The 19806-nt window shown below is 61.3% G+C and carries 14 protein-coding genes and 2 tRNA genes; 4 read left to right on the top strand and 12 right to left on the bottom strand.

The genetic code is table 11. The annotated features are described in order from the left end of the window. Window positions 1-15: 15 nt before the first annotated feature. The gene (gene rlmB / locus TX24_RS02075; RefSeq protein WP_003188074.1) at window positions 16-777 is read right to left on the bottom strand and encodes a 23S rRNA (guanosine(2251)-2'-O)-methyltransferase RlmB; all 762 of its coding nucleotides are present in this window, start codon (window positions 775-777) and stop codon (window positions 16-18) included. Continuing rightward, a complete protein-coding gene (gene rnr / locus TX24_RS02070) occupies window positions 774-3401 on the bottom strand; it encodes a ribonuclease R (protein WP_003188072.1) in 2628 nt (875 codons plus the stop codon). The genes rlmB and rnr overlap by 4 nt, the downstream gene beginning before the upstream one ends. A 224-nt stretch (window positions 3402-3625) precedes the next feature. On the opposite strand from rnr, the gene TX24_RS02065 reads away from it, so the two are divergent. From TX24_RS02065 to TX24_RS02050, 4 genes are all read left to right on the top strand, one after another. Next, window positions 3626-3712: transfer RNA gene (locus TX24_RS02065), tRNA-Leu, on the top strand. A gap of 154 nt (window positions 3713-3866) precedes the next feature. After that, window positions 3867-3953 (top strand) — tRNA-Leu (locus tag TX24_RS02060). A 144-nt stretch (window positions 3954-4097) separates the two neighbouring features. Continuing rightward, window positions 4098-5123 (top strand): extracellular solute-binding protein, encoded by a 1026-nt coding sequence (locus TX24_RS02055; protein WP_003188071.1) that lies wholly within the window; start codon window positions 4098-4100, stop codon window positions 5121-5123. Next, complete coding sequence (locus tag TX24_RS02050; protein WP_034134757.1) at window positions 5123-6676, top strand: ABC transporter permease; 1554 nt, start codon at window positions 5123-5125, stop codon at window positions 6674-6676. Before TX24_RS02055 ends, TX24_RS02050 begins: the two co-directional genes overlap by 1 nt. Before the next feature lie 107 nt (window positions 6677-6783). Here the strand turns inward: TX24_RS02050 and TX24_RS02045 are convergent, their stop codons facing one another. From TX24_RS02045 to TX24_RS02000, 10 genes are all read right to left on the bottom strand, one after another. Continuing rightward, entirely contained in the window at window positions 6784-8718 is a 1935-nt protein-coding gene (locus TX24_RS02045) for a methyl-accepting chemotaxis protein (RefSeq protein WP_034134756.1), read from the bottom strand. 139 nt (window positions 8719-8857) lie between these two features. Next, window positions 8858-10147 carry an adenylosuccinate synthase gene (locus tag TX24_RS02040; protein WP_003188067.1) on the bottom strand — a complete coding sequence of 430 codons (1290 nt, stop codon included), beginning with the start codon at window positions 10145-10147 and terminating at the stop codon, window positions 8858-8860. Between the two features lie 54 nt (window positions 10148-10201). Next, window positions 10202-11389 carry an ATP phosphoribosyltransferase regulatory subunit gene (locus TX24_RS02035; protein WP_003188066.1) on the bottom strand — a complete coding sequence of 396 codons (1188 nt, stop codon included), beginning with the start codon at window positions 11387-11389 and terminating at the stop codon, window positions 10202-10204. A gap of 293 nt (window positions 11390-11682) precedes the next feature. Then, complete coding sequence (hflC, locus tag TX24_RS02030) at window positions 11683-12549, bottom strand: protease modulator HflC (RefSeq protein WP_003188064.1); 867 nt, start codon at window positions 12547-12549, stop codon at window positions 11683-11685. Beyond that, a complete protein-coding gene (gene hflK / locus TX24_RS02025; protein WP_003188062.1) occupies window positions 12549-13724 on the bottom strand; it encodes an FtsH protease activity modulator HflK in 1176 nt (391 codons plus the stop codon). Before hflK ends, hflC begins: the two co-directional genes overlap by 1 nt. A gap of 96 nt (window positions 13725-13820) precedes the next feature. Then, on the bottom strand, window positions 13821-15122 hold the full coding sequence (gene hflX, locus TX24_RS02020) for a ribosome rescue GTPase HflX (protein ID WP_003188061.1): 1302 nt from the start codon (window positions 15120-15122) through the stop codon (window positions 13821-13823). A 12-nt stretch (window positions 15123-15134) separates the two neighbouring features. Next, complete coding sequence (gene hfq, locus TX24_RS02015) at window positions 15135-15395, bottom strand: RNA chaperone Hfq (protein WP_003188059.1); 261 nt, start codon at window positions 15393-15395, stop codon at window positions 15135-15137. A 94-nt stretch (window positions 15396-15489) separates the two neighbouring features. After that, window positions 15490-16461, bottom strand: a complete 972-nt coding sequence (miaA, locus tag TX24_RS02010; RefSeq protein WP_003188057.1) for a tRNA (adenosine(37)-N6)-dimethylallyltransferase MiaA — start codon at window positions 16459-16461, stop codon at window positions 15490-15492. Next, window positions 16461-18377 carry a DNA mismatch repair endonuclease MutL gene (gene mutL, locus TX24_RS02005; protein ID WP_032893843.1) on the bottom strand — a complete coding sequence of 639 codons (1917 nt, stop codon included), beginning with the start codon at window positions 18375-18377 and terminating at the stop codon, window positions 16461-16463. Before mutL ends, miaA begins: the two co-directional genes overlap by 1 nt. Next, window positions 18377-19798 carry an N-acetylmuramoyl-L-alanine amidase gene (locus TX24_RS02000; protein WP_003188054.1) on the bottom strand — a complete coding sequence of 474 codons (1422 nt, stop codon included), beginning with the start codon at window positions 19796-19798 and terminating at the stop codon, window positions 18377-18379. Before TX24_RS02000 ends, mutL begins: the two co-directional genes overlap by 1 nt. Window positions 19799-19806 lie beyond the last annotated feature (8 nt).

Raw genomic sequence — 19806 nt, 5'->3', positions numbered from 1 at the left:
GCTCCCACATTTTGATCATTTCTTAGGCTTGGCCTTGGCTTTCGCACCACGCTGACGCTGGGCCTCGAACAGGCATACACCCGTCGCCACCGACACGTTCAGGCTGCTGACGCTACCGGCCATCGGCAGGTGCACCAGGTAATCGCAATGCTCACGGGTCAGGCGACGCATGCCTTTGCCTTCGGCACCCATGATCAGGATGGTCGGGCCGGTGAGGTCCTGGTCATAGATGCTGACCTCCGCCTCCCCCGCCGTGCCCACGACCCACAGGCCGCGCTGCTGGAGCTTCTCCAGGGTACGCGCCAAGTTGGTCACGGCCACCAGCGGAATCACTTCCGCCGCGCCGCAGGCGACCTTACGCACCACCGGCGTCAGGGTCGCGGACTTGTCCTTGGGCACGATCACGGCCAGCGCACCGGCAGCATCCGCCGAGCGCAGGCAAGCGCCGAGGTTGTGCGGGTCGGTTACGCCGTCCAGCACCAAGAGCAACGGCGCGCCTTCGGTACGGTCGAGCAACTCGTCGAGCATCGCCTCGCCCCACACCTGGCTCGGGCTGACGTCGGCCACCACGCCTTGGTGAACGCCTTCGACCCACACGTCCATTTCACGACGTTCGGCCTGGCCGATGGCAACCTTGTTTTGGGTGGCCAACTCGACCAGCGCCTGTACGCGCGGCTCGCTGCGACCTTCGGCCAACCACACCTGTTTGACGCGCTTGGGGTGGTGACGCAGCAGTGCTTCTACGGCGTGCACGCCGTAGATTTTTTCCAGACTCATGACTTGGCCTTAGGTTTGCGCGACCCGCCGCTTTTTGCGGGAGCCGAACCCGCTTTTGGCGGGCCTTTACGGTGTTTACTTGGCTTGCTCGACGGTTTTTCCGCCCCTTGGGACTTTCCCCCAGACGCCGCTTTACCACCGCTTTTGGCTTCGTTGAGCAACTGCTGCTTCAACTCGCGGCTCTTGCGCAGCTCGGCGTTTTTCGCCGCGGCGTCGCTTGGGCGGTAGGCTTCAGGGGCCTTGTCCTTGGCGGAAGAACGACGACCGGCCTTGGCAGGTGCTGGCTCGGCCGTGGTTTTCGCCGCGGCCGTTTTGCCTTTGGACGCAGGCGCTGTGGTTTCACCACGCTTTTTACGACCCGCTGGCTCAGCCGGTTTGTCAGGCATGCCGAAGTCGATCTTGCGCTCGTCCAGATCAACGCGCATGACCTGTACTTCAACGGTATCGCCCAAGCGGAAGCTGCGACCGGTGCGCTCGCCCGCCAGGCGGTGATGCACAGGGTCGAAGTGGTAGTAGTCACCCGGCAAAGCGGTGACGTGCACCAAGCCCTCGACATAGATGTCGGTCAGCTCGACGAACAGGCCAAAACCGGTCACGGCGGTGATCACACCCGGGAACGACTCGCCCACACGATCCTTCATGAACTCGCACTTGAGCCAGTTCACCACGTCGCGGGTGGCTTCGTCAGCGCGGCGCTCGCTCATGGAGCACTGCTCGCCCAGCTGTTCCAGGGCCGCTTCGTCGTACGGATAGATCCGTGCTTTCGGAATGGTCATGGCACCGGCGCGCTTGACGTGCGGGGTGTTCTGCTTGGAATGGATCACACTGCGGATCGCCCGGTGCGTGAGCAAGTCCGGGTAACGGCGAATCGGCGAAGTGAAGTGGGTGTACGCCTCGTAATTCAGGCCGAAGTGGCCCTGGTTATCGGCGCTGTACACCGCCTGGCTCAGCGAGCGCAGCATCACGGTCTGGATCACGTGGTAATCCGGACGGTCCTTGATGCTGGCCAGCAGGGCCTGGTAATCCTTCGGCGTCGGGCCGTCCTTGCCTTTGTGCAGGGACAGGCCGAGTTCGCCGAGGAAGGCGCGCAGTTTTTCCAGGCGCTCCGGCGGCGGGCCGTCGTGCACACGGTACAACGCAGGAATTTCGTGCTTCTTGAGGAACTCGGCAGTGGCCACGTTGGCCGCCAGCATGCACTCCTCGATCAGCTTGTGCGCGTCGTTGCGGGTGGTCGGGGTGATCGCCGCAATCTTGCGCTCGGAGCCGAAGACAATGCGGGTTTCCTGGGTTTCAAAGTCGATCGCGCCGCGGGTATGACGGGCACCCAGCAACACCTTGTACAGCGAGTACAGCTGCTTGAGGTGCGGCACCACGCCGGCGTACTCGGTACGCAGGGCCTTGGCCTCGCTGGTCTTCGGCGTTTCCAGGATGGTGCTGACCTTGTTGTAGGTCAGGCGTGCCTGGGAGTGGATCACTGCTTCGTAGAACTGGTAGTCGGTCATTTCGCCGGTTTTGGAGATGGTCATCTCGCACACCATGGCCAAACGGTCGACTTTCGGGTTCAGGGAGCACAGGCCGTTGGACAGCTGCTCGGGCAGCATCGGGATCACGCGCTCAGGGAAGTACACGGAGTTGCCGCGTACCTGGGCTTCGTTATCCAGGGCCGAACCGATTTTCACGTAGCTGGAAACGTCGGCAATCGCCACGTACAGCTTCCAGCCGCCGGAGAACAGGCGCAGCTTGCCAGGCTTGGCTTCGCAGTAGACCGCATCGTCGAAGTCGCGGGCATCTTCGCCGTCAATGGTGACGAACGGCAGATGGCGCAGGTCGATGCGTTTTTCTTTGTCTTTCTCTTCGACTTCCGGCTTGAGCTTGGCCGCTTCTTTGAGCACAGCCTCAGGCCAGACGTGAGGAATATCGTAGGTGCGCAAGGCCACGTCGATTTCCATGCCCGGCGCCATGTAGTTGCCGACCACTTCAACGATATCGCCCTGGGGTTGGAAGCGCGCAGTAGGCCAGTGGGTGATTTTCACCTCGACGAACTGGCCGACCTTGGCCGCGCCATTACGGCCCGGGGTAATCAGCACTTCCTGCTGCACCTTCGGGTTATCCGGCACCACGAAGCCGATGCCGCCTTCTTCGAAGTAACGGCCGACGATAGATTCGTGGGCACGGGACACCACTTCGACGATCACGCCTTCGCGGCGGCCACGGCGGTCCAGGCCAGAAACCCGCGCCAGGGCACGGTCGCCATCGAACACCAGGCGCATTTGCGCCGGGCTCATGAACAGGTCGTCGCTGCCGTCGTCCGGGATCAGGAAGCCGAAGCCATCACGGTGGCCGGCAATGCGACCCAGGATCAGGTCCAGCTTGTCGACCGGCGCGTAAGTGCCACGACGGGTGTAGATCAATTGAGCATCGCGCTCCATCGCACGCAGACGGCGGCGCAGGGCTTCGAGCTGGTCTTCGGTGGTCAGACCGAATTCTTCAACCAGCTGCTCGCGGCTAGCAGGCGAACCACGATCGGCGAGGTGCGCCAGGATCAGTTCGCGGCTAGGAATAGGGTTTTCATATTTTTCCGCTTCACGAGCGGCCTCGGGATCGAGGGACTGCCAATCGGCCATTAGAGAGTTTTCACCTTGTCTATATGCGGGTTAGTTTGGCATACGCGTATTGAAACGGGAAATTTCAGGTATCAACAAGCGTTTAAAAGCTCTTTGCGACCCCCGGCGCGCACCTTGCACGACCACTGGCGAAATTTTCCAGGCTTTTTTCATGGCAGGGGTTTACAGCTCAAATATCGCTCCGTATAGTGCGCGCCATCGACGACGGCAACGTTGTTGATGCTGCCCAGGTGGTGAAATTGGTAGACACGCCAGCTTCAGGTGCTGGTGATCGCAAGGTCGTGGAAGTTCGAGTCTTCTCCTGGGCACCAAATTCAGATCAAACCCGCGAAAGCGGGTTTTTTCGTTTCAGGCCTTTGATTTTTAACGGAAAAATTGATTTATATTTTTCGAATCAGGGGTTTACAGATCAAAAGCCCCGCCGTATAGTTCGCCCCATCAACAGCGGCAACGTTGTTAGATAATGCCCAGGTGGTGAAATTGGTAGACACGCCAGCTTCAGGTGCTGGTGATCGCAAGGTCGTGGAAGTTCGAGTCTTCTCCTGGGCACCAAATTCAGATCAAACCCGCGAAAGCGGGTTTTTTCGTTTCCGGGGTTTGAAAACATCCCCGATGATTTCCCCCTCATCCGCACTTGAGAAGATTTATCGTTTATCCTTGCAATGATTTGTTGCATATAAGCGAGGAACCCTTCGGATGATGATCCGTGACAACCGACTCAAGACATCCCTTCTGCGCGGCCTGACCCTCACCCTACTCAGCCTGACCCTGCTCTCGCCCGCGGCCCATTCTGCCGACAAGGTCTCCCTGACCCTGTACAACGGCCAACACAAAGAAGTCGGCGATGAACTCGCCAAGGCCTTCGAAGCCAAGACCGGCATCCACGTCAACGTGCGCAAAGGCAGCAGCAACCAGCTGGCCAGCCAGGTCGTCGAAGAAGGTGAGCGCTCCCCTGCCGACGTCATCTACACCGAAGAATCACCGCCTCTGAATAAACTCGGCGAGCAAGGCCTGTTGGCAAAAATCGATGCCAGCACCCTCGATGTGCTGCCCAAGGATTACGTGGGCAAAAACGGCGATTGGATGGGCGTGACCGCACGCACCCGCGTCGTAGCCTTCAACCCCAAATTGATTGCGGAAAAAGACTTGCCCAAGTCGGTACTGGATTTCGCCGGCCCCGAATGGCAAGGCAAGGTCGGTTTCGTGCCCACCAGCGGCGCGTTCCAGGAACAAGCCGTGGCGATCATCAAGCTGCACGGTCGCGAAGCCGCGGAAGAATGGCTGACCGGCCTGCGCGCCTTCGGCAAGGTGTACAGCAACAATATGGTCGCCCTCAAGGCCGTGGAAAACGGCGAAGTGGCCACCGTACTGGTGAACAACTACTACTGGTTTGCCCTGAAAAAGGAAAAAACCAATCTGGACTCCCAGCTGCACTACTTCACCGATGGTGATGCGGGCGGCCTGATCACCGTGTCCTCCGCTGCCGCACTCAAATCCAGCAAGCATCCCAAAGAAGCCCAGCAACTGCTGGCATTCATGGCCAGCGAAGAAGGCCAGCGCGTGATCACCAACACGTCGGCCGAGTACCCGCTGCGCAAGGGCATGGAATCGAACCGCGGCCTCAAGCCATTTAGCGAGTTGCAGCCACCAAAGGTCACCCCCGCAGACCTGGGCAACGCCGAAGAAGCCCTGGAACTGGAACGTGACGTTGGCCTGAACTGATGAACCCATCGCTTTCCGTCGCGGGGTTCACCCCCCGTCGCAAACGCCCGTCGATCTGGCTGCTGCTGCCCGTGCTGTTGCTGGTTGGCCTGAGCCTGTTGCCGCTCGCCTATGTAGGGCTCAAAGCCTGGCAGGCGGGCTGGACGGAGGCGGTGCATCTACTGTGGCGGCCTTATGTGTTCGGGCTGCTGCGCAACACCCTGGCGCTGATGGTCGGCGTGACTCTGGCCTGCGGCGTGATCGGCCTGTCCCTGGCCTGGCTGCTGGAACGCAGTAACCTGCCAGGACGACGCATCTGGGGCGTGATCCTGTGCCTGCCGTTTGCGGTGCCGGCGTTCGTCAGCAGTTTTACCTGGGTGTCGTTGAGCGCCCAGTTTGAGGGGCTCGGCGGCGCGATCCTGGTGATGAGCCTGTCCAAATACCCGCTGGTGTTTCTACCGGTGGCGGCAACGCTGCGCAATCTTGACCCTTCCCTGGAAGAGTCGGCCCGCACGCTGGGGCTCAACCGCTGGGGCGTGTTCTTTCGCATCACACTCCCGCTGCTGTGGCCATCGCTGCTGGCTGGCTCACTATTGATCGCACTGCACATGCTGGTTGAGTTCGGCGCGCTGTCGATCATCGGCTTGCAGACCTTCACCACTGCGATCTATCAGCAGTTCGAACTGGAATTCAGCAATGCCAATGCGGCGATGCTCTCGGCAGTGCTGCTGGTGATGTGCCTGACGCTGCTGTGGCTGGAGCTGCGCGTACGCGGCAAAGGCCGGCACGTGCGCATCGGCCAGGGCGCGGCGCGACACGCCGAGCAGGTTCGGCTGGGCAAGTGGGCGCCATTGGGCCAGGTGTATTGCCTGGCGCTGGCGATCATCGGCAGTGGTATCCCATTGGGCATGCTCGGGTATTGGCTGGCAGTCGGTTCGTCGGCAGCGTTTCCGATGGCCGAGATCGGTGAGGCGCTGCTGTCATCCCTGGCGCTCTCCCTGGGCGGCGCCGCACTGTGCCTGGTACTGGCAGTGCCGGTTGGGTTGCTGGTGGTGCGCTACAAAGGGCAACTGGCGATCTGGGCCGAACGTTTACCGTACTTACTGCATGCCCTGCCCGGCCTGGTGATTGCGCTGACCCTGGTGTATTTCGCCCTGCATTACGTGCCGGCGCTGTACCAGACCTCGGCGTTATTGCTGATTGCTTATGCGCTGCTGTTTTTGCCGTTGGCACAGGCGCCGATTCGTACAGCGCTGAACAAAGCGGCGCCGCAATTGGAAGAGGCTGCGCGCACATTAGGCGCATCGTCGTTCAGTGCGTTTTGCAGAGTCACCCTGCCGATCATATTCCCGGCATTGGGTGCGGCGTTTGCGTTGGTGTTCCTGGATGCGATGAAGGAACTGACGGCCACGCTGCTGCTCAGTCCGACCGGGTTGAATACCTTGGCAACGGCCGTCTGGGCGCATACCTCGAATGTGGAATTTGCGGCGGCGGCGCCGTATGCGGCGTTGTTAATTCTGGTGTCGGGGTTGCCGGTGTATCTGCTCACGACTCGGATGTATCTGAGTCGCTGAAACAGCTATCGCAGGCAAGCCAGCTCCCACAGTGACCGAGTTCCAACGTTGGAATGCAGTTGAATGTGGGAGCTGGCTTGCCTGCGATGAGGCCGGTCCAGACAACCTCAAGCCCTGAACTGCCCCAAACTCGCCTTCAACTGCGCCGCCAACCCATCCAGCACCTTGCCACTGGCCGTCGTCTCCACCACCGCCTGCGCCGCACGTTCGGCCTGGGCGTGGATTACCTCGACGCGCCCACGCACCGCATGCGCGCCCTGGGCTTGATGCTCGGCCGCACGCGTCGCCAGGCCAATCGCCGCATGCACCTGCTCCACCGAAGCCTGTACCGTCTGCTGCAAACGCACGCTGTCGCGCAGCACCAGCAAGCCCTCATTGGCCTGACGCCCCGCCTTGCCGATGGTTTCCACGGCCTCACGCGCGCCCTGCTGCAACGCGACGATATGCGCCTGGATATCGCCCGTAGAGCTTTGAGTCTTGCTGGCCAGCGCACGCACTTCATCGGCCACCACCGCAAAGCCGCGCCCAGTCTCGCCAGCCCGTGCCGCCTCGATGGCCGCGTTGAGGGCAAGCAGGTTGGTTTGCTCGGCGATGCCGTGGATCACGGTCAACACCACTTCGATCTGTTCGCTTTGCTGCGCCAGCCGTTCGATCACCTGGGAGCCGGCCTGCACCTGCCCTGCCAACGCCTCGATCAAGCTGCCGACTTCGGCTGAAGTCCGTGAGTTTTCATCCGTGGCCTGGCGAATATCCACCACTTGCTGCAAGGCCGCCTGCATGGCGTGGCTCTCGGCCTGGGCCTCGTCGGCCATTTGCGACAAGGCGCGCAAACTCTCGGCCACTTCATCACGCTGCAAACCCGCCGCCGCATCGGCGCCGGCATTGCGCAGCGTCATGGCGCCGATTTCCACGCCGGTACGCTGGGCCACGTCGCCCGCCTCCCGCACGATGGGCTGCAACTTATCCACAAAGCGATTGACCGCCGAGGCCATATCGCCGATTTCGTCCTTGCTGTTGATCTGCACGCGCTTGGTGAGGTCACCCTCACCTGCCGCCAGGTCATCCATCGCGGCAATCAGCAGCTTCAGGCGATTGACCACGCGCCGGCCCAGCACGATAGCGATCAGCAGCAATACGCCAAGCCCCACCAGTGCCAGGCCCATGCCGATGCGCCAGCGCAGGGTGCCCGCCGCTTCTTGCACGGCGGCCGCGGTGTTCGCCGTCATTTGCGTGGCAGTGGCTTGCGCCGATTGCAGCCGGGCGCCCATGGCGCTGGCACTGTCAGCTGCGGCGCCCTTGAGGCTATCGCCCACCAGTTGGTCACCGCTGGCGATCAACGCGGCAAAGCGCTTATCCAAGGCTTGCAGATCGGCTTCAACCGTCGCGGTCGACACGCCCATGCGCACCTTGCCGATCTCCACACCGTTGGGGCTGATAGAGGCTTCGACGTAATACACGGACGGGTCTGTCTTGGCCGCGTCCAGCACCTTATCCAGGGCACGCTCCCCTGCGCCCTTTGCCAGCAGGGCCTGGTTGATCGGGTTTTCGCGGTTCAGGTATCGGGTCAGGTGCTCGCCTGCGGCGTCGTCATACACCACGAACAGCACATTGGGGTTGCGCTGGGCCCTGCGCGCGAACTCCGACAGCGTAGGTACATCGCTGTCCCACATGGCGCGGGGCGCGACCGAGGCCAGCAGCTGCGCCATGTCATTGGCAGAGTCCTGCAGGTCTTTTTCCAACGTCGCACGCAATTGCTTTTGCTCTTCCTGCAAGCGCGTGGAAAGCCCGGCTGTCAGGCGCTGGCGCGTGCTGGCGGACAGGCTGTCCAGGCTGGACGTAACTTCCTTACCGGCCTGGGCCAGTTCGCCAGACAACTTCTGGCTATCAATGCCCAGGCGATTGCCCAAATCGGCTTCCAGCGCCGTCACCGTGCTCCGCGTCAGCGCGACGGCCACCAGCACTTGCACCAAAAGAGCGATACCAAGGGTAACGAACACCGGCCGCAATAGACGGCTTTGTAACAACGAGAGAACGGCAGACACTGGAAATCCCTCCACCACGGGTGCCACTAATTTGATAGCACCTCGAAAGAGGGAAACACAGCAAGGGTCGTGCCGCTTGCCAGGCAGAAACGACAAAGGGCTCCCTAAGGAGCCCTTTGCCTGTTACATCAACAGCTTATTACGCGAACGGGTGACGCAGAACGATGGTCTCGTTGCGGTCCGGGCCCGTCGAAATAATGTCGATCGGTGCGCCAATCAGCGCTTCGACGCGCTTGATGTAAGCACGAGCGTTGGCTGGCAGCTCTTCCAGGGTCTTGGCGCCCACGGTCGATTCAGTCCAGCCCGGCACTTCTTCGTACACAGGCTGCAGGCCCACGTAGCTGTCAGCGTCGGTCGGAGCAACGTCGTTACCTTCAGCATCTTTGTAGCCGGTGCAGATGTTGATGGTTTCCAGGCCGTCGAGTACGTCCAGCTTGGTCAGGCAGATGCCCGAGATGCTGTTCACATCGATAGCGCGACGCAGGATAACGGCATCGAACCAGCCGCAACGACGAGCACGGCCAGTGGTGGCGCCGAATTCGTGACCTTGCTTGGCCAGGTGCGCACCGACGTCGTCGAACAGCTCAGTCGGGAACGGGCCCGAACCTACGCGAGTGGTGTAGGCCTTGGTGATGCCCAGGATGTAATCCAGGAACATCGGGCCAACGCCAGAACCGGTCGCAACGCCGCCAGCGGTGGTGTTGGAGCTGGTCACGTACGGGTAGGTACCGTGGTCGATGTCCAGCAACGAACCCTGGGCACCTTCGAACATGATGTCCTTGCCAGCGCGACGCAGGTCGTGCAGCTCGGCCGTCACGTCGAGCATCAGCGGCTTGAGCAGCTCAGCGTATTCCTTGCACTCGGCCAGGGTCTTTTCAAACTCGATGGCCGGCTCTTTGTAGTAACCCACCAGCATGAAGTTGTGGTAATCCACCAGTTCACGCAGTTTGTCTTCAAAGCGCGGCATGTTGAGCAGGTCGCCCACACGCAGGCCACGACGTGCGACCTTGTCTTCGTAGGCCGGGCCGATGCCGCGACCGGTGGTGCCGATCTTCAGCTCGCCACGCGCCTTTTCACGGGCCTGGTCCAGCGCAACGTGGAAGGACAGGATCAGCGGGCAGGACGGGCTGATACGCAGGCGCTCGCGCACCGGTACGCCTTTCTCTTCCAGCTTGGTGATCTCGCGCAGCAGGGCGTCAGGTGCGACCACCACGCCATTGCCGATCAGGCACTGCACGCCTTCGCGCAGGACACCCGACGGGATCAGGTGCAAGACGGTTTTTTCGCCATCGATGACCAGGGTGTGGCCAGCATTGTGGCCACCTTGGTAGCGCACTACGGCGGCAGCATGTTCGGTCAGCAGATCAACGATCTTGCCTTTGCCCTCATCACCCCATTGGGTGCCCAGGACTACGACATTCTTACCCATAACACTTGTCCTCATTCGCGCAAACTTGGTGCCGGCGATGGCCGGCAGGAAAACTCAAGAAGCCAGTGGCGATACTTGCCAAAGCCCGTTCTGCTGAATCAATTGCCGGTCGCAGTCCGCTTCACGGGCGGCGGCCAATGGCTGCCCAGGCAAGGCCTGGACTACACGCTGACCCTCACGGCGTAACTGGCAAACCTGCTGCCAGAGCGCTGCGTCCGTACTGTCGGGCATCCAGATGCCACCAGACGGCAGCTCGACCTCAGCACGCCCCAGGGTCACCAGGGTTTTCAAATCGGTGGAAAAACCAGTGGCCGGACGCGCACGACCGAAGTCGGCGCCGATATCGTCATAGCGACCACCTTGGGCGATGGCCTGGCCAACACCCGGAACGAACACCGCGAACACCACACCGGTGTGGTAGTGATAGCCGCGCAATTCACCCAGATCAAAATACAGCGGCAGCTCCGGGAACCGTGCCGACAAGCGCTCGGCAATCGCCAGCACATCATCCAGCGCCGCCAATACCGGCGCCGGCGCATTGGCCAGTCGCTCACGCGCAGCCACCAGCACTTCACGGCCGCCGCACAGGTCTACGAGCGCGCGCAGCATACCAGCCAGCTCAGCAGGCACACCCTCGGTGAGGGCGATCACTTCATCGATCGCCTTGCGCTGCAGGGCATCGAACAACTGTTGCTCCACTTCACCGGACAACCCGGCGGCGCGCGCCAGGCCACGGTAGATACCGACGTGGCCCAGGTCCATGTGCACATCCGGCACATCCGCCAGTTGCAGCATGGCCAACATCAGGCTGATCACTTCAACATCGCTGCTCGGGCTGGCGTCACCGTACAACTCGGCGCCCAACTGGATCGGGCTACGGGAAGACGACAACGCACGTGGCTGGGCATGCAGTACGCTGCCGGCGTAGCACAGGCGGCTCGGGCCTTCGCGACGCAGGGTGTGCGCATCGATGCGCGCCACTTGCGGCGTGATGTCGGCACGGAACCCCATTTGCCGGCCCGATTGCGGGTCGATGACCTTGAAGGTGCGCAGATCCAGGTCCTGGCCCGCGCCAGTCAGCAGGGATTCCAGGTACTCGATATGGGGAGTCACGACAAACTCGTAACCCCAGCTCTGGAACAGATCCAACACCTGACGACGCGCTACTTCAATGCGCGCAGCTTCTGGTGGCAGTACTTCTTCGATGCCATCTGGCAGCAGCCAGCGGTCTACCGTTGCCATTACGCCATTCCCCTTTGATCCGGGCGGCCAGCCCTCGGCCGAGCCTTGAGTGAAGCAGAAAATACCCGGCTCTTGCATAAACCACGCGCAAGAGCGACGTGACGAACGGCCTGCAAACGGCCTCGTCGGGCACTTTCCTCGAAAAACCTGTCACGCCTGCCGAATCAAACATGCAGACGCAAAAAAGCCGGGAATTTCCCGGCTGCCGCATCATACACCCGTTTTCTGAAAGGATCACCCCGCCAGGCATTTTAGCCGCCCGACGGAGTGCGCCTTACAGAATCACGGGCTGGTTACTTGGACTTTTCCAGGTAGCGGAAGAAGTCGCTGCTTGGGTCCAGCACCAGTACGTCGGTTTTGTTCGCGAAGCTTTCACGGTAGGCGCGCAGGCTACGGTAGAACGCGTAGAACTCCTGGTCCTGGCCGTAGGCCTTGGCGTAGATCGCCGCGGCTTGAGCATCGCCATCACCACGCGCCTCTTCAGACTCGCGGTAGGCTTCTGCCAGCAGTACACGACGCTGACGGTCGGCATCGGCACGGATACCTTCAGCCAACTCGTTACCCTTAGCGCGGTGCTCACGCGCTTCACGCTCACGCTCGGTGCTCATACGCTCGAACACGCTGCGGTTCACTTCCTTGGGCAGGTCAATGGCCTTGACGCGAACGTCGACCACTTCAATACCCAGCTCTTTTTCCGCCATGGTGTTCAGCGAGCGAGTGATATCTGCCATCAGCGCATCACGTTCACCGGATACCACCTCGTGCAGGGTGCGTTTACCAAACTGGTCACGCAGGCCCGATTCCAGACGACGGGACAAACGCTCGTCGGCAATCTGCTTGAGGCCGGAAGTCGCGGTGTAGAAGCGCTCGGCATCCTTGACGCGCCACTTGGCGTAGGCGTCAACCATCACGGCTTTCTTTTCCAGGGTCAGGAAGCGCTGTGTCGGTGCATCCAGGGTCATCAGGCGGGCGTCGAACTTGCGCACCTGGTTGACGTAGGGGACTTTCACATGCAGGCCCGGCTGGACATCCGCCTGGACCACGCGACCGAATTGCAGCAGCACCGCACGCTCGGTCTGAGCGACGATGTAGAAGCAGTTCCAGGCAGCGATGACCACGACGACGCCCACAATCAGGGCGGTCAGCGATTTATTGCTCATCAACGGCTCTCCCTGGTACGTGTTTGCTGTTGCAGCAAGTCAGCGGCCGCACGGGCGCTCGCTTCGTTGGCAGCGGCATTCGAACCGGTGGACGGTGCACTGGCGCCGCTACGACCACCTTCGATCATCTTGTCCAGCGGCAGGTACAGCAGGTTGTTCTGCCCACCTTTGCTGCCGGTCACGAGAACCTTGCTGGTGTTGCTGAAGACTTCCTGCATGGTGTCCAGGTACAGACGCTCGCGGGTCACTTCAGGTGCCTTGCGGTACTCGGCGACCAGCTTGGTGAAACGATCTGCCTCACCCTTGGCGCGGGAAACCACTTCGTCACGGTAACCGTTGGCATCTTCAAGGATGCGCTGGGCCTGACCACGGGCTTCCGGCACAACGCCGTTGGCATAGGTTTCAGCCTGGTTGCGCGAACGCTGCTCGTCTTCACGGGCACGGATCACGTCGTCAAAGGCTTCCTGCACTTCACGCGGTGCCGCTGCGCTTTGTACGTTCACCTGGGTAACGGTGATACCGGTACGGTAAGTGTCGAGGAAGCGTTGCAGACGCTCCTTGATTTCACTGGCCATCAACTCACGACCTTCGGTGAGCACCTGGTCCATGGCGGTGGAGCCCACCACGTGGCGCAGGGCACTTTCGGTTGCGTGTTGCAGGCTGATTTCCGGCTGATCAACGTTCAGCACGAAGTCTTGCAGGTTGCTGATCTTGTACTGCACGGTCAGCGGCACTTCGACGATGTTCTCGTCTTCGGTCAGCATCTGGCCCTGCTTGGTGTACGCACGCTCACGCGTCACGTTCTCCATGTACTTCTTGTCGATCGGCGGGAAATAGATATTCAGGCCCGGGCCGACAGTCTCGTAGTACTTGCCGAAGCGCAGCACCACGGCTTGCTCCTGCTCGTCTACCACGTACACGGCGCTGTAGAGCCATACGGCCGCCAGCACGACAAGACCCAGGCCCAGCAGGCCATAGCCACCGCCCTTGCTTGTGCGACCGCCGTCGTCACCACCACGTTTTTTCCCACCACCGAACAACCCATTCAGGCTTTCCTGCAGCTTTCGGAAGGCCTCGTCGAGATCCGGTGGCCCCTTGCGGTCGCCATTATTGCGGCGCTTACCACCCCAAGGATCCTGATTATTCGAGTTGCCACCCGGCTCATTCCAAGCCATAGCGCTCTCCATCTGATAAAGCAAAGACGCACCCACGGCGCGCCGACCAATGCTACAGAATGCCTGCTACTGCGGCACAACCGCTTTCTCAGGCTTTTATTGCAAAGTGTGTTGTTCGATGAACTCTGCCGGTACAACACCCTCTCGACTGACCAGCCGATTGAGTTCCGAGCGTGGCAATCGAACAGCCAGCAAGCTGACACCTTCTTCGTCGTGCTCTTCTTTCTGTACCGCGCCCAGCTCGAAAAACTGTGCACGCAGTCGAGCAAAACGCTGCGGCAAGCGCAAGGTGCCGACGAACAAATCGCTGCCGAGCAATTCGGCAATGGCTTGTTCCAACAGCTCCAGACCGCTGCCATCTCGCGCCGACAGCCAGACCCGCTGGGGCTTGCCATTCTCGTCGCGCTGGATCTGTGGCTCAACGCCTTCAAGCAAATCGAGTTTGTTATAGACCTCGAGGATCGGCAAGTCCTGGGCACCAATCTCGCCCAGTACCACCATCACCTGTTCAATCTGCAACATGCGATCCGGTTCGGCCGCATCGATCACGTGCAAGAGCAGGTCGGAATTGCTCGACTCTTCGAGCGTAGACCGAAATGCCTCCACCAGCTTGTGGGGCAGGTGACGAATGAAACCCACGGTATCGGCCAGCACAATCGGCCCCAGGTCGTCGATGTCCAGACGCCGCAGGGTTGGGTCGAGGGTGGCGAACAGTTGGTCTGCCGCGTACACGTCCGATTTAGTCACGTTATTGAACAGCGTGGATTTGCCGGCGTTGGTGTAGCCCACCAACGACACCGTAGGGATATCCGCACGGGAGCGGCCACGTCGCGACTGTTCACGCTGGCTGCGTACTTTTTCCAGGCGGCCCTTGATCTGGCGCAGGCGAACCCGCAGCAGACGCCGGTCGGTTTCCAACTGGGTTTCACCCGGGCCACGCATGCCGATACCGCCACCCTGACGCTCAAGGTGAGTCCAGCCACGAACCAGGCGCGTGCTCATGTGGTCAAGCTGGGCCAGTTCAACCTGGAGCTTGCCTTCATGGGTGCGGGCGCGCTGGGCGAAAATATCGAGAATCAGGCCGGTACGGTCGATCACGCGACACTCGAAAACACGTTCGAGGTTACGTTCCTGACTGGGCGTGAGGGTGTGATTGAAGATCACCAGATCGGCTTCTTCGGCATGAACCAGGTCGCGCAGTTCCTCGACCTTGCCGCTGCCAATCAGGTATTTGGCGGTTGGCCGATGACGCGGTACGTTAAAAAACGCAACGGTCTCGGCGCCGGCCGAATTTGCCAACTCCTGAAACTCCTGCGGATCTTCGCGCGCCTCAGGGTCCTGTCCATCCAAGTGAACGAGGATTACTCGCTCACCACCACCGTGGCGCTCAAAGAACAAAGGAGACTCCTATCAGGCGTTACCTGGCTCAGCGTCACCCTGTTCATCACCTGCTGCGCTAGGCAGACGGATTGGACGAACTGGAACGACTGTCGAGATAGCGTGCTTGTAAACCATCTGGCTGACGGTGTTTTTCAGCAGGATAACGAATTGGTCGAACGACTCGATCGTACCTTGCAGTTTGATGCCGTTGACCAGATAGATGGAAACCCCAACTTTCTCTTTACGTAAAGTATTCAAGTAAGGGTCTTGTAGCGAATGCCCTTTTGACATGTGCCGCACTCCTTTAAGGATCAATAATAAAAAATCGGAAAATAGATAGCTTATGGCCGTCACACCCCCAAGGATAGACGGCAATTGCAAGGACTCAGCTCAATATGGAGACCGTTCCCAAGTATTTCAAGGCGCGTGACAGATTGTCGCTGTCCAGGCTATCCAACCAGTGCAAATCGCTCCAGCTGCGCAGCCAGGTGAACTGGCGCTTCGCCAATTGCCGCGTGGCAATAATGCCGCGCTCCTGCATTTCGGCTGACGTCAGCTTGCCATCCAGATGATCCCAGACTTGGCGGTAGCCTACAGCACGTATCGAAGGCAGCCCTGCATGCAGGTCACCTCTTGAACGCAATGCTACGACCTCGTCCACAAACCCCTGTTCCAACATTAATGTGAATCTTTGTGCAATTCGTTCATGCAACACCTGGCGGTTTGCCGGAGCAATGGCCAGATTCGCCACAGTATAGGGCAATTGTGACTGTCCAGATGCGCCTGCGTCAGCACTTTGCGCACTTTGTTTCAGCCGATGTTCAGTCATGGTCTGGCCACTGACACGCCAGACTTCCAGCGCGCGGGTGAGCCGCTGGGGGTCATTGGGGTGAATACGTGCCGCAGACACCGGGTCTACCGCCGCCAACTGGTCGTGCAGGGCTTGCCAGCCAAGGCGCGCAGCCTCTTCTTCCAGTTCGGCGCGCACCTGGGCATCGGCAGGCGGCATATCGGCCAGGCCTTCCTGCAACGCCTTGTAATAGAGCATGGTGCCCCCCACCAGCAGCGGGATATTGCCGCGCGCGGTGATCTCGGCCATGGCTGCCAGGGCGTCGGTGCGAAAATCCGCCGCCGAATAGCTCTGCGCCGGGTCGATGATGTCGATCAACTGGTGCGGATATTGGGCCAATAGCGCTTTCGACGGCTTGGCGGTGCCGATATCCATGTCCCGGTAAACCAGGGCAGAGTCGACACTGATCAGCTCGCAAGGCAGCACCTTGGTCAGCTCGATGGCCAGGTCGGTCTTGCCGGCGGCCGTGGGGCCCATCAGGAAGATGGCGGGGGGCAAGGCGCTCATCAACGGCCGCGCAAGAACAGTTTGTCCAGATCGTCCAGGCCCATCTGGGTCCAGGTCGGTCGGCCATGGTTGCATTGGCCACTGCGCTCGGTGTTTTCCATGTCGCGCAGCAGGCCATTCATTTCCGGCAGTGCCAGGCGGCGATTGGCGCGAATGGCGCCGTGGCAGGCCATGGTGCCAAGCAATTCGTTGATATGCGCCTGGATACGGTCGCTGGTGCCGTATTCCATCAGGTCTGCCAGCACGTCGGCCACCAGGCGGTTGGCCTCGGCCTGCTTGAGCAGCGCGGGAATCTGGCGGATCGCCAGGGTTTCCGGGCCCAGGCGTTGCAGCTCGAAGCCCAGTTTCTGGAACACGCTGTGATGTTCTTCTGCGCAGTCGGCTTCACGCTGGCTCACCGCCAGGGATTCAGGCACCAGCAGCGGCTGGCCGCTGAGGCCTTCGCTGGCCATGGCGATCTTCAGGCGCTCGTACATGATCCGCTCATGGGCGGCGTGCATGTCCACCAGCACCAGGCCATGGGCGTTTTCGGCAAGGATATAAATGCCTTTGAGCTGCGCCAGCGCATAGCCCAGCGGCGGAATATCACCACCGCCTTCGGGCAACGCCACAGCAGCACCCGGCTCGGCACCCGGCAGCGGCGCAAAAAACTCACGGTACGCCGCCTGGGCTTCGGCCACCGGCACCGTCGATTGCGGGCGCGGCGTGTACTGATACTGATAACCCGCACCGGCACCCGAATTTGGCGCCGTGTAGGCTGGCTGCGCCTGTGGCGATTGCAGCAGGTTGGCCGCCAGGCTCATCTCACCCTGGGGGCCGAACTCGCCGGCTTCCGGACCGCTTGGCCGTACCACCGCTGTGACAATCGGCGCGGACAACTGATCATCCGGACGCACGTCGCCCAGGGCGCGGTGCAGCGTGCCATAGAGGAAGTCATGCACCATGCGCCCGTCACGGAAGCGCACCTCGTGTTTGGTCGGGTGCACGTTGACGTCGACCACCGAAGGGTCAACCTCAAAGAACAGCACAAAGGTGGGGTGGCGCCCGTTGAACAGCACATCGCGATAAGCCTGGCGTACCGCGTGGGCCACCAGTTTGTCGCGTACTGCCCGGCCGTTCACAAAGAAATACTGCAAGTCGGCCTGGCTGCGGGAGAACGTCGGCAACCCGACCCAGCCCCACAGCCTCAGGCCATTGCGCTCGATCTCAATCGGCAGCGCCTGCTCCAGGAAGCCGCTGCCACACACCGCCGCCACCCGCCGAGCACGGGCGGCGTCGTCGTTGGCTTCGTGCAGGCTAAGGATGGTCTTGCCATTGTGGCGCAGGTGAAAGGCCACATCGAAACGCGCCAACGCCAGGCGTTTGATGACTTCTTGCAGGTGATCGAATTCGGTTTTCTCGGCCTTGAGGAACTTGCGCCGCGCCGGGGTATTGAAGAACAGGTCGCGCACTTCCACCGAGGTGCCCACCGGATGGGCCGCCGGCTGGACCCGAGGCGCCATGTCGCGGCCTTCGGTTTCCACTTGCCAGGCTTGCTCGGCGCTGCGGGTGCGGGAGGTCAGGGTCAGGCGGGCCACGGAGCTGATGGAGGCCAGGGCCTCACCACGAAAGCCCAGGCTCATGACCCGCTCCAGGTCTTCCAGGTCGCGGATCTTGCTGGTGGCGTGACGAGCCAGGGCCAGGGGCAGGTCATCCGAAGAGATACCGCTGCCATCGTCACGTACCCGCAGCAGCTTGACGCCGCCCTGCTCCACATCGACATCGATGCGTTTGGCACCGGAGTCGATGCTGTTTTCCAGCAACTCCTTGATCACCGACGCCGGGCGCTCAACCACCTCACCCGCGGCGATCTGGTTGGCAAGGCGCGGGCTGAGCAATTCAATGCGCGAGCCGCTGTTCAAGGTGGATTCGCTCATCACTGCGCCGCCAATGAAGTGCCGGGGATGGTCAACACCTGGCCGATCTTCAACTCATCGGTTTTCAGGTTATTGGCGCTGCGCAAGGCTGCAGGCGTGACCTGGAAACGTACCGCCAGCATGGCAACGGTATCACCGGGCTGCACACGATGGTCACGCGGGCCCTGGGCGATTTTGCCGGAGTCGCGCAGCCAGGCGATATAAGTGCCCGGCGGCGGGTTCTGCTGGAAGAACTGGCGCACACCGGCGCTGATCGAGCGCGCCAACGCTTGCTGGTGGCTGGCGCTGGCCAGTTTCGACGCTTCGTTGGCGTTGGAGATAAACCCGGTTTCCACCAGGATCGACGGGATATCCGGCGATTTCAACACCATGAACCCGGCTTGTTCCACGCGCTGTTTGTGCAGCGAGGTCACACGGCCGATATTGCTCAGGACTTTCTGGCCCACGTTGAGGCTGGAGGTCAACGAGGCGGTCATCGACAGGTCGAGCAGTACGCCTGCGAGCATCTTGTCCTTGTCATCAAGGGACACGTTGCCGGCCCCGCCGATCAAGTCGGAGCGGTTTTCACTGTCGGCCAGCCAGCGTGCGGTCTCGGAGGTAGCGCCGCGATCCGACAGGGCAAATACCGAGGCGCCAAAGGCAGCGGTTGAAGGCGCGGCGTCGGCGTGAATGGACACGAACAGGTCAGCGCCCTTCTTACGGGCAATTTCGGTACGGCCACGCAACGGAATGAAGTAGTCACCGGTACGGGTCAGCTCGGCGCGGTAGCCTTTCATGCCGTTGACCTGGCGCTGCAGTTCACGGGCGATGGCGAGCACCACGTCTTTCTCATGCTGGCCGCGGGAGCCGGAAGCCCCAGGGTCTTCGCCACCATGGCCGGCGTCGATCACCACGATGATGTCGCGCTTGCCTGCAGGGGCAGGCGGCGGTGGTGGCAGCTTGACCTGGGGTTGCGAAGGGTTGACCGGCACCGCAGGCACCGTCGCCACGCTCGGCGTTGGCGCAGGCGGCGGTGCGGCGTCGGCGGGGTTGTCGAACAGGTCGACCACCAGGCGGTTGCCGTACTGGGCGTTGGGGGCCAGGGAGAAGCTTTTGGGGGTCACGGCCTTTTTCAGGTCGATGACCACACGCAGGTCGGTCGGCGTACGCTGGGCCGAGCGCATGGCGGTAATGGGCGTGTTGGCGGTGGAGACTTTCAGCGGCGCGGCCAGGCTGGCACCGTTGATGTCGATCACCAGGCGATCAGGCGCCGTCAAGGTAAAGACGCTGTGCTGGACCGGGCCAGACAGGTCGAACACCAGTCGCGTATTATCCGGCGCTCGCCACAGGCGAACACTTTTCACCTGTGAAGCAGCCAGAGCATTGACAGTCATTGCCGCAAGCAACACCCCCACGACAGCAACCAACGCGCGAAAGCGCATACCTAACC

Origin of the sequence: Pseudomonas lactis, assembly GCF_001439845.1 — a bacterium.
Lineage (GTDB): Bacteria > Pseudomonadota > Gammaproteobacteria > Pseudomonadales > Pseudomonadaceae > Aquipseudomonas > Aquipseudomonas lactis.
This window is presented reverse-complemented; position numbering and strand designations above follow the sequence as displayed.

Coding starts and splice junctions, on each gene's coding strand:
- rlmB (WP_003188074.1), bottom strand. CDS start 777: ATGAGTCTGGAAAAAATCTACGGCGTGCACGCCGTAGAAGCACTGCTG.
- rnr (WP_003188072.1), bottom strand. CDS start 3,401: ATGGCCGATTGGCAGTCCCTCGATCCCGAGGCCGCTCGTGAAGCGGAA.
- TX24_RS02055 (WP_003188071.1), top strand. CDS start 4,098: ATGATGATCCGTGACAACCGACTCAAGACATCCCTTCTGCGCGGCCTG.
- TX24_RS02050 (WP_034134757.1), top strand. CDS start 5,123: ATGAACCCATCGCTTTCCGTCGCGGGGTTCACCCCCCGTCGCAAACGC.
- TX24_RS02040 (WP_003188067.1), bottom strand. CDS start 10,147: ATGGGTAAGAATGTCGTAGTCCTGGGCACCCAATGGGGTGATGAGGGC.
- TX24_RS02035 (WP_003188066.1), bottom strand. CDS start 11,389: ATGGCAACGGTAGACCGCTGGCTGCTGCCAGATGGCATCGAAGAAGTA.
- hflC (WP_003188064.1), bottom strand. CDS start 12,549: ATGAGCAATAAATCGCTGACCGCCCTGATTGTGGGCGTCGTCGTGGTC.
- hflK (WP_003188062.1), bottom strand. CDS start 13,724: ATGGCTTGGAATGAGCCGGGTGGCAACTCGAATAATCAGGATCCTTGG.
- hfq (WP_003188059.1), bottom strand. CDS start 15,395: ATGTCAAAAGGGCATTCGCTACAAGACCCTTACTTGAATACTTTACGT.
- miaA (WP_003188057.1), bottom strand. CDS start 16,461: ATGAGCGCCTTGCCCCCCGCCATCTTCCTGATGGGCCCCACGGCCGCC.
- mutL (WP_032893843.1), bottom strand. CDS start 18,377: ATGAGCGAATCCACCTTGAACAGCGGCTCGCGCATTGAATTGCTCAGC.
- TX24_RS02000 (WP_003188054.1), bottom strand. CDS start 19,798: ATGCGCTTTCGCGCGTTGGTTGCTGTCGTGGGGGTGTTGCTTGCGGCA.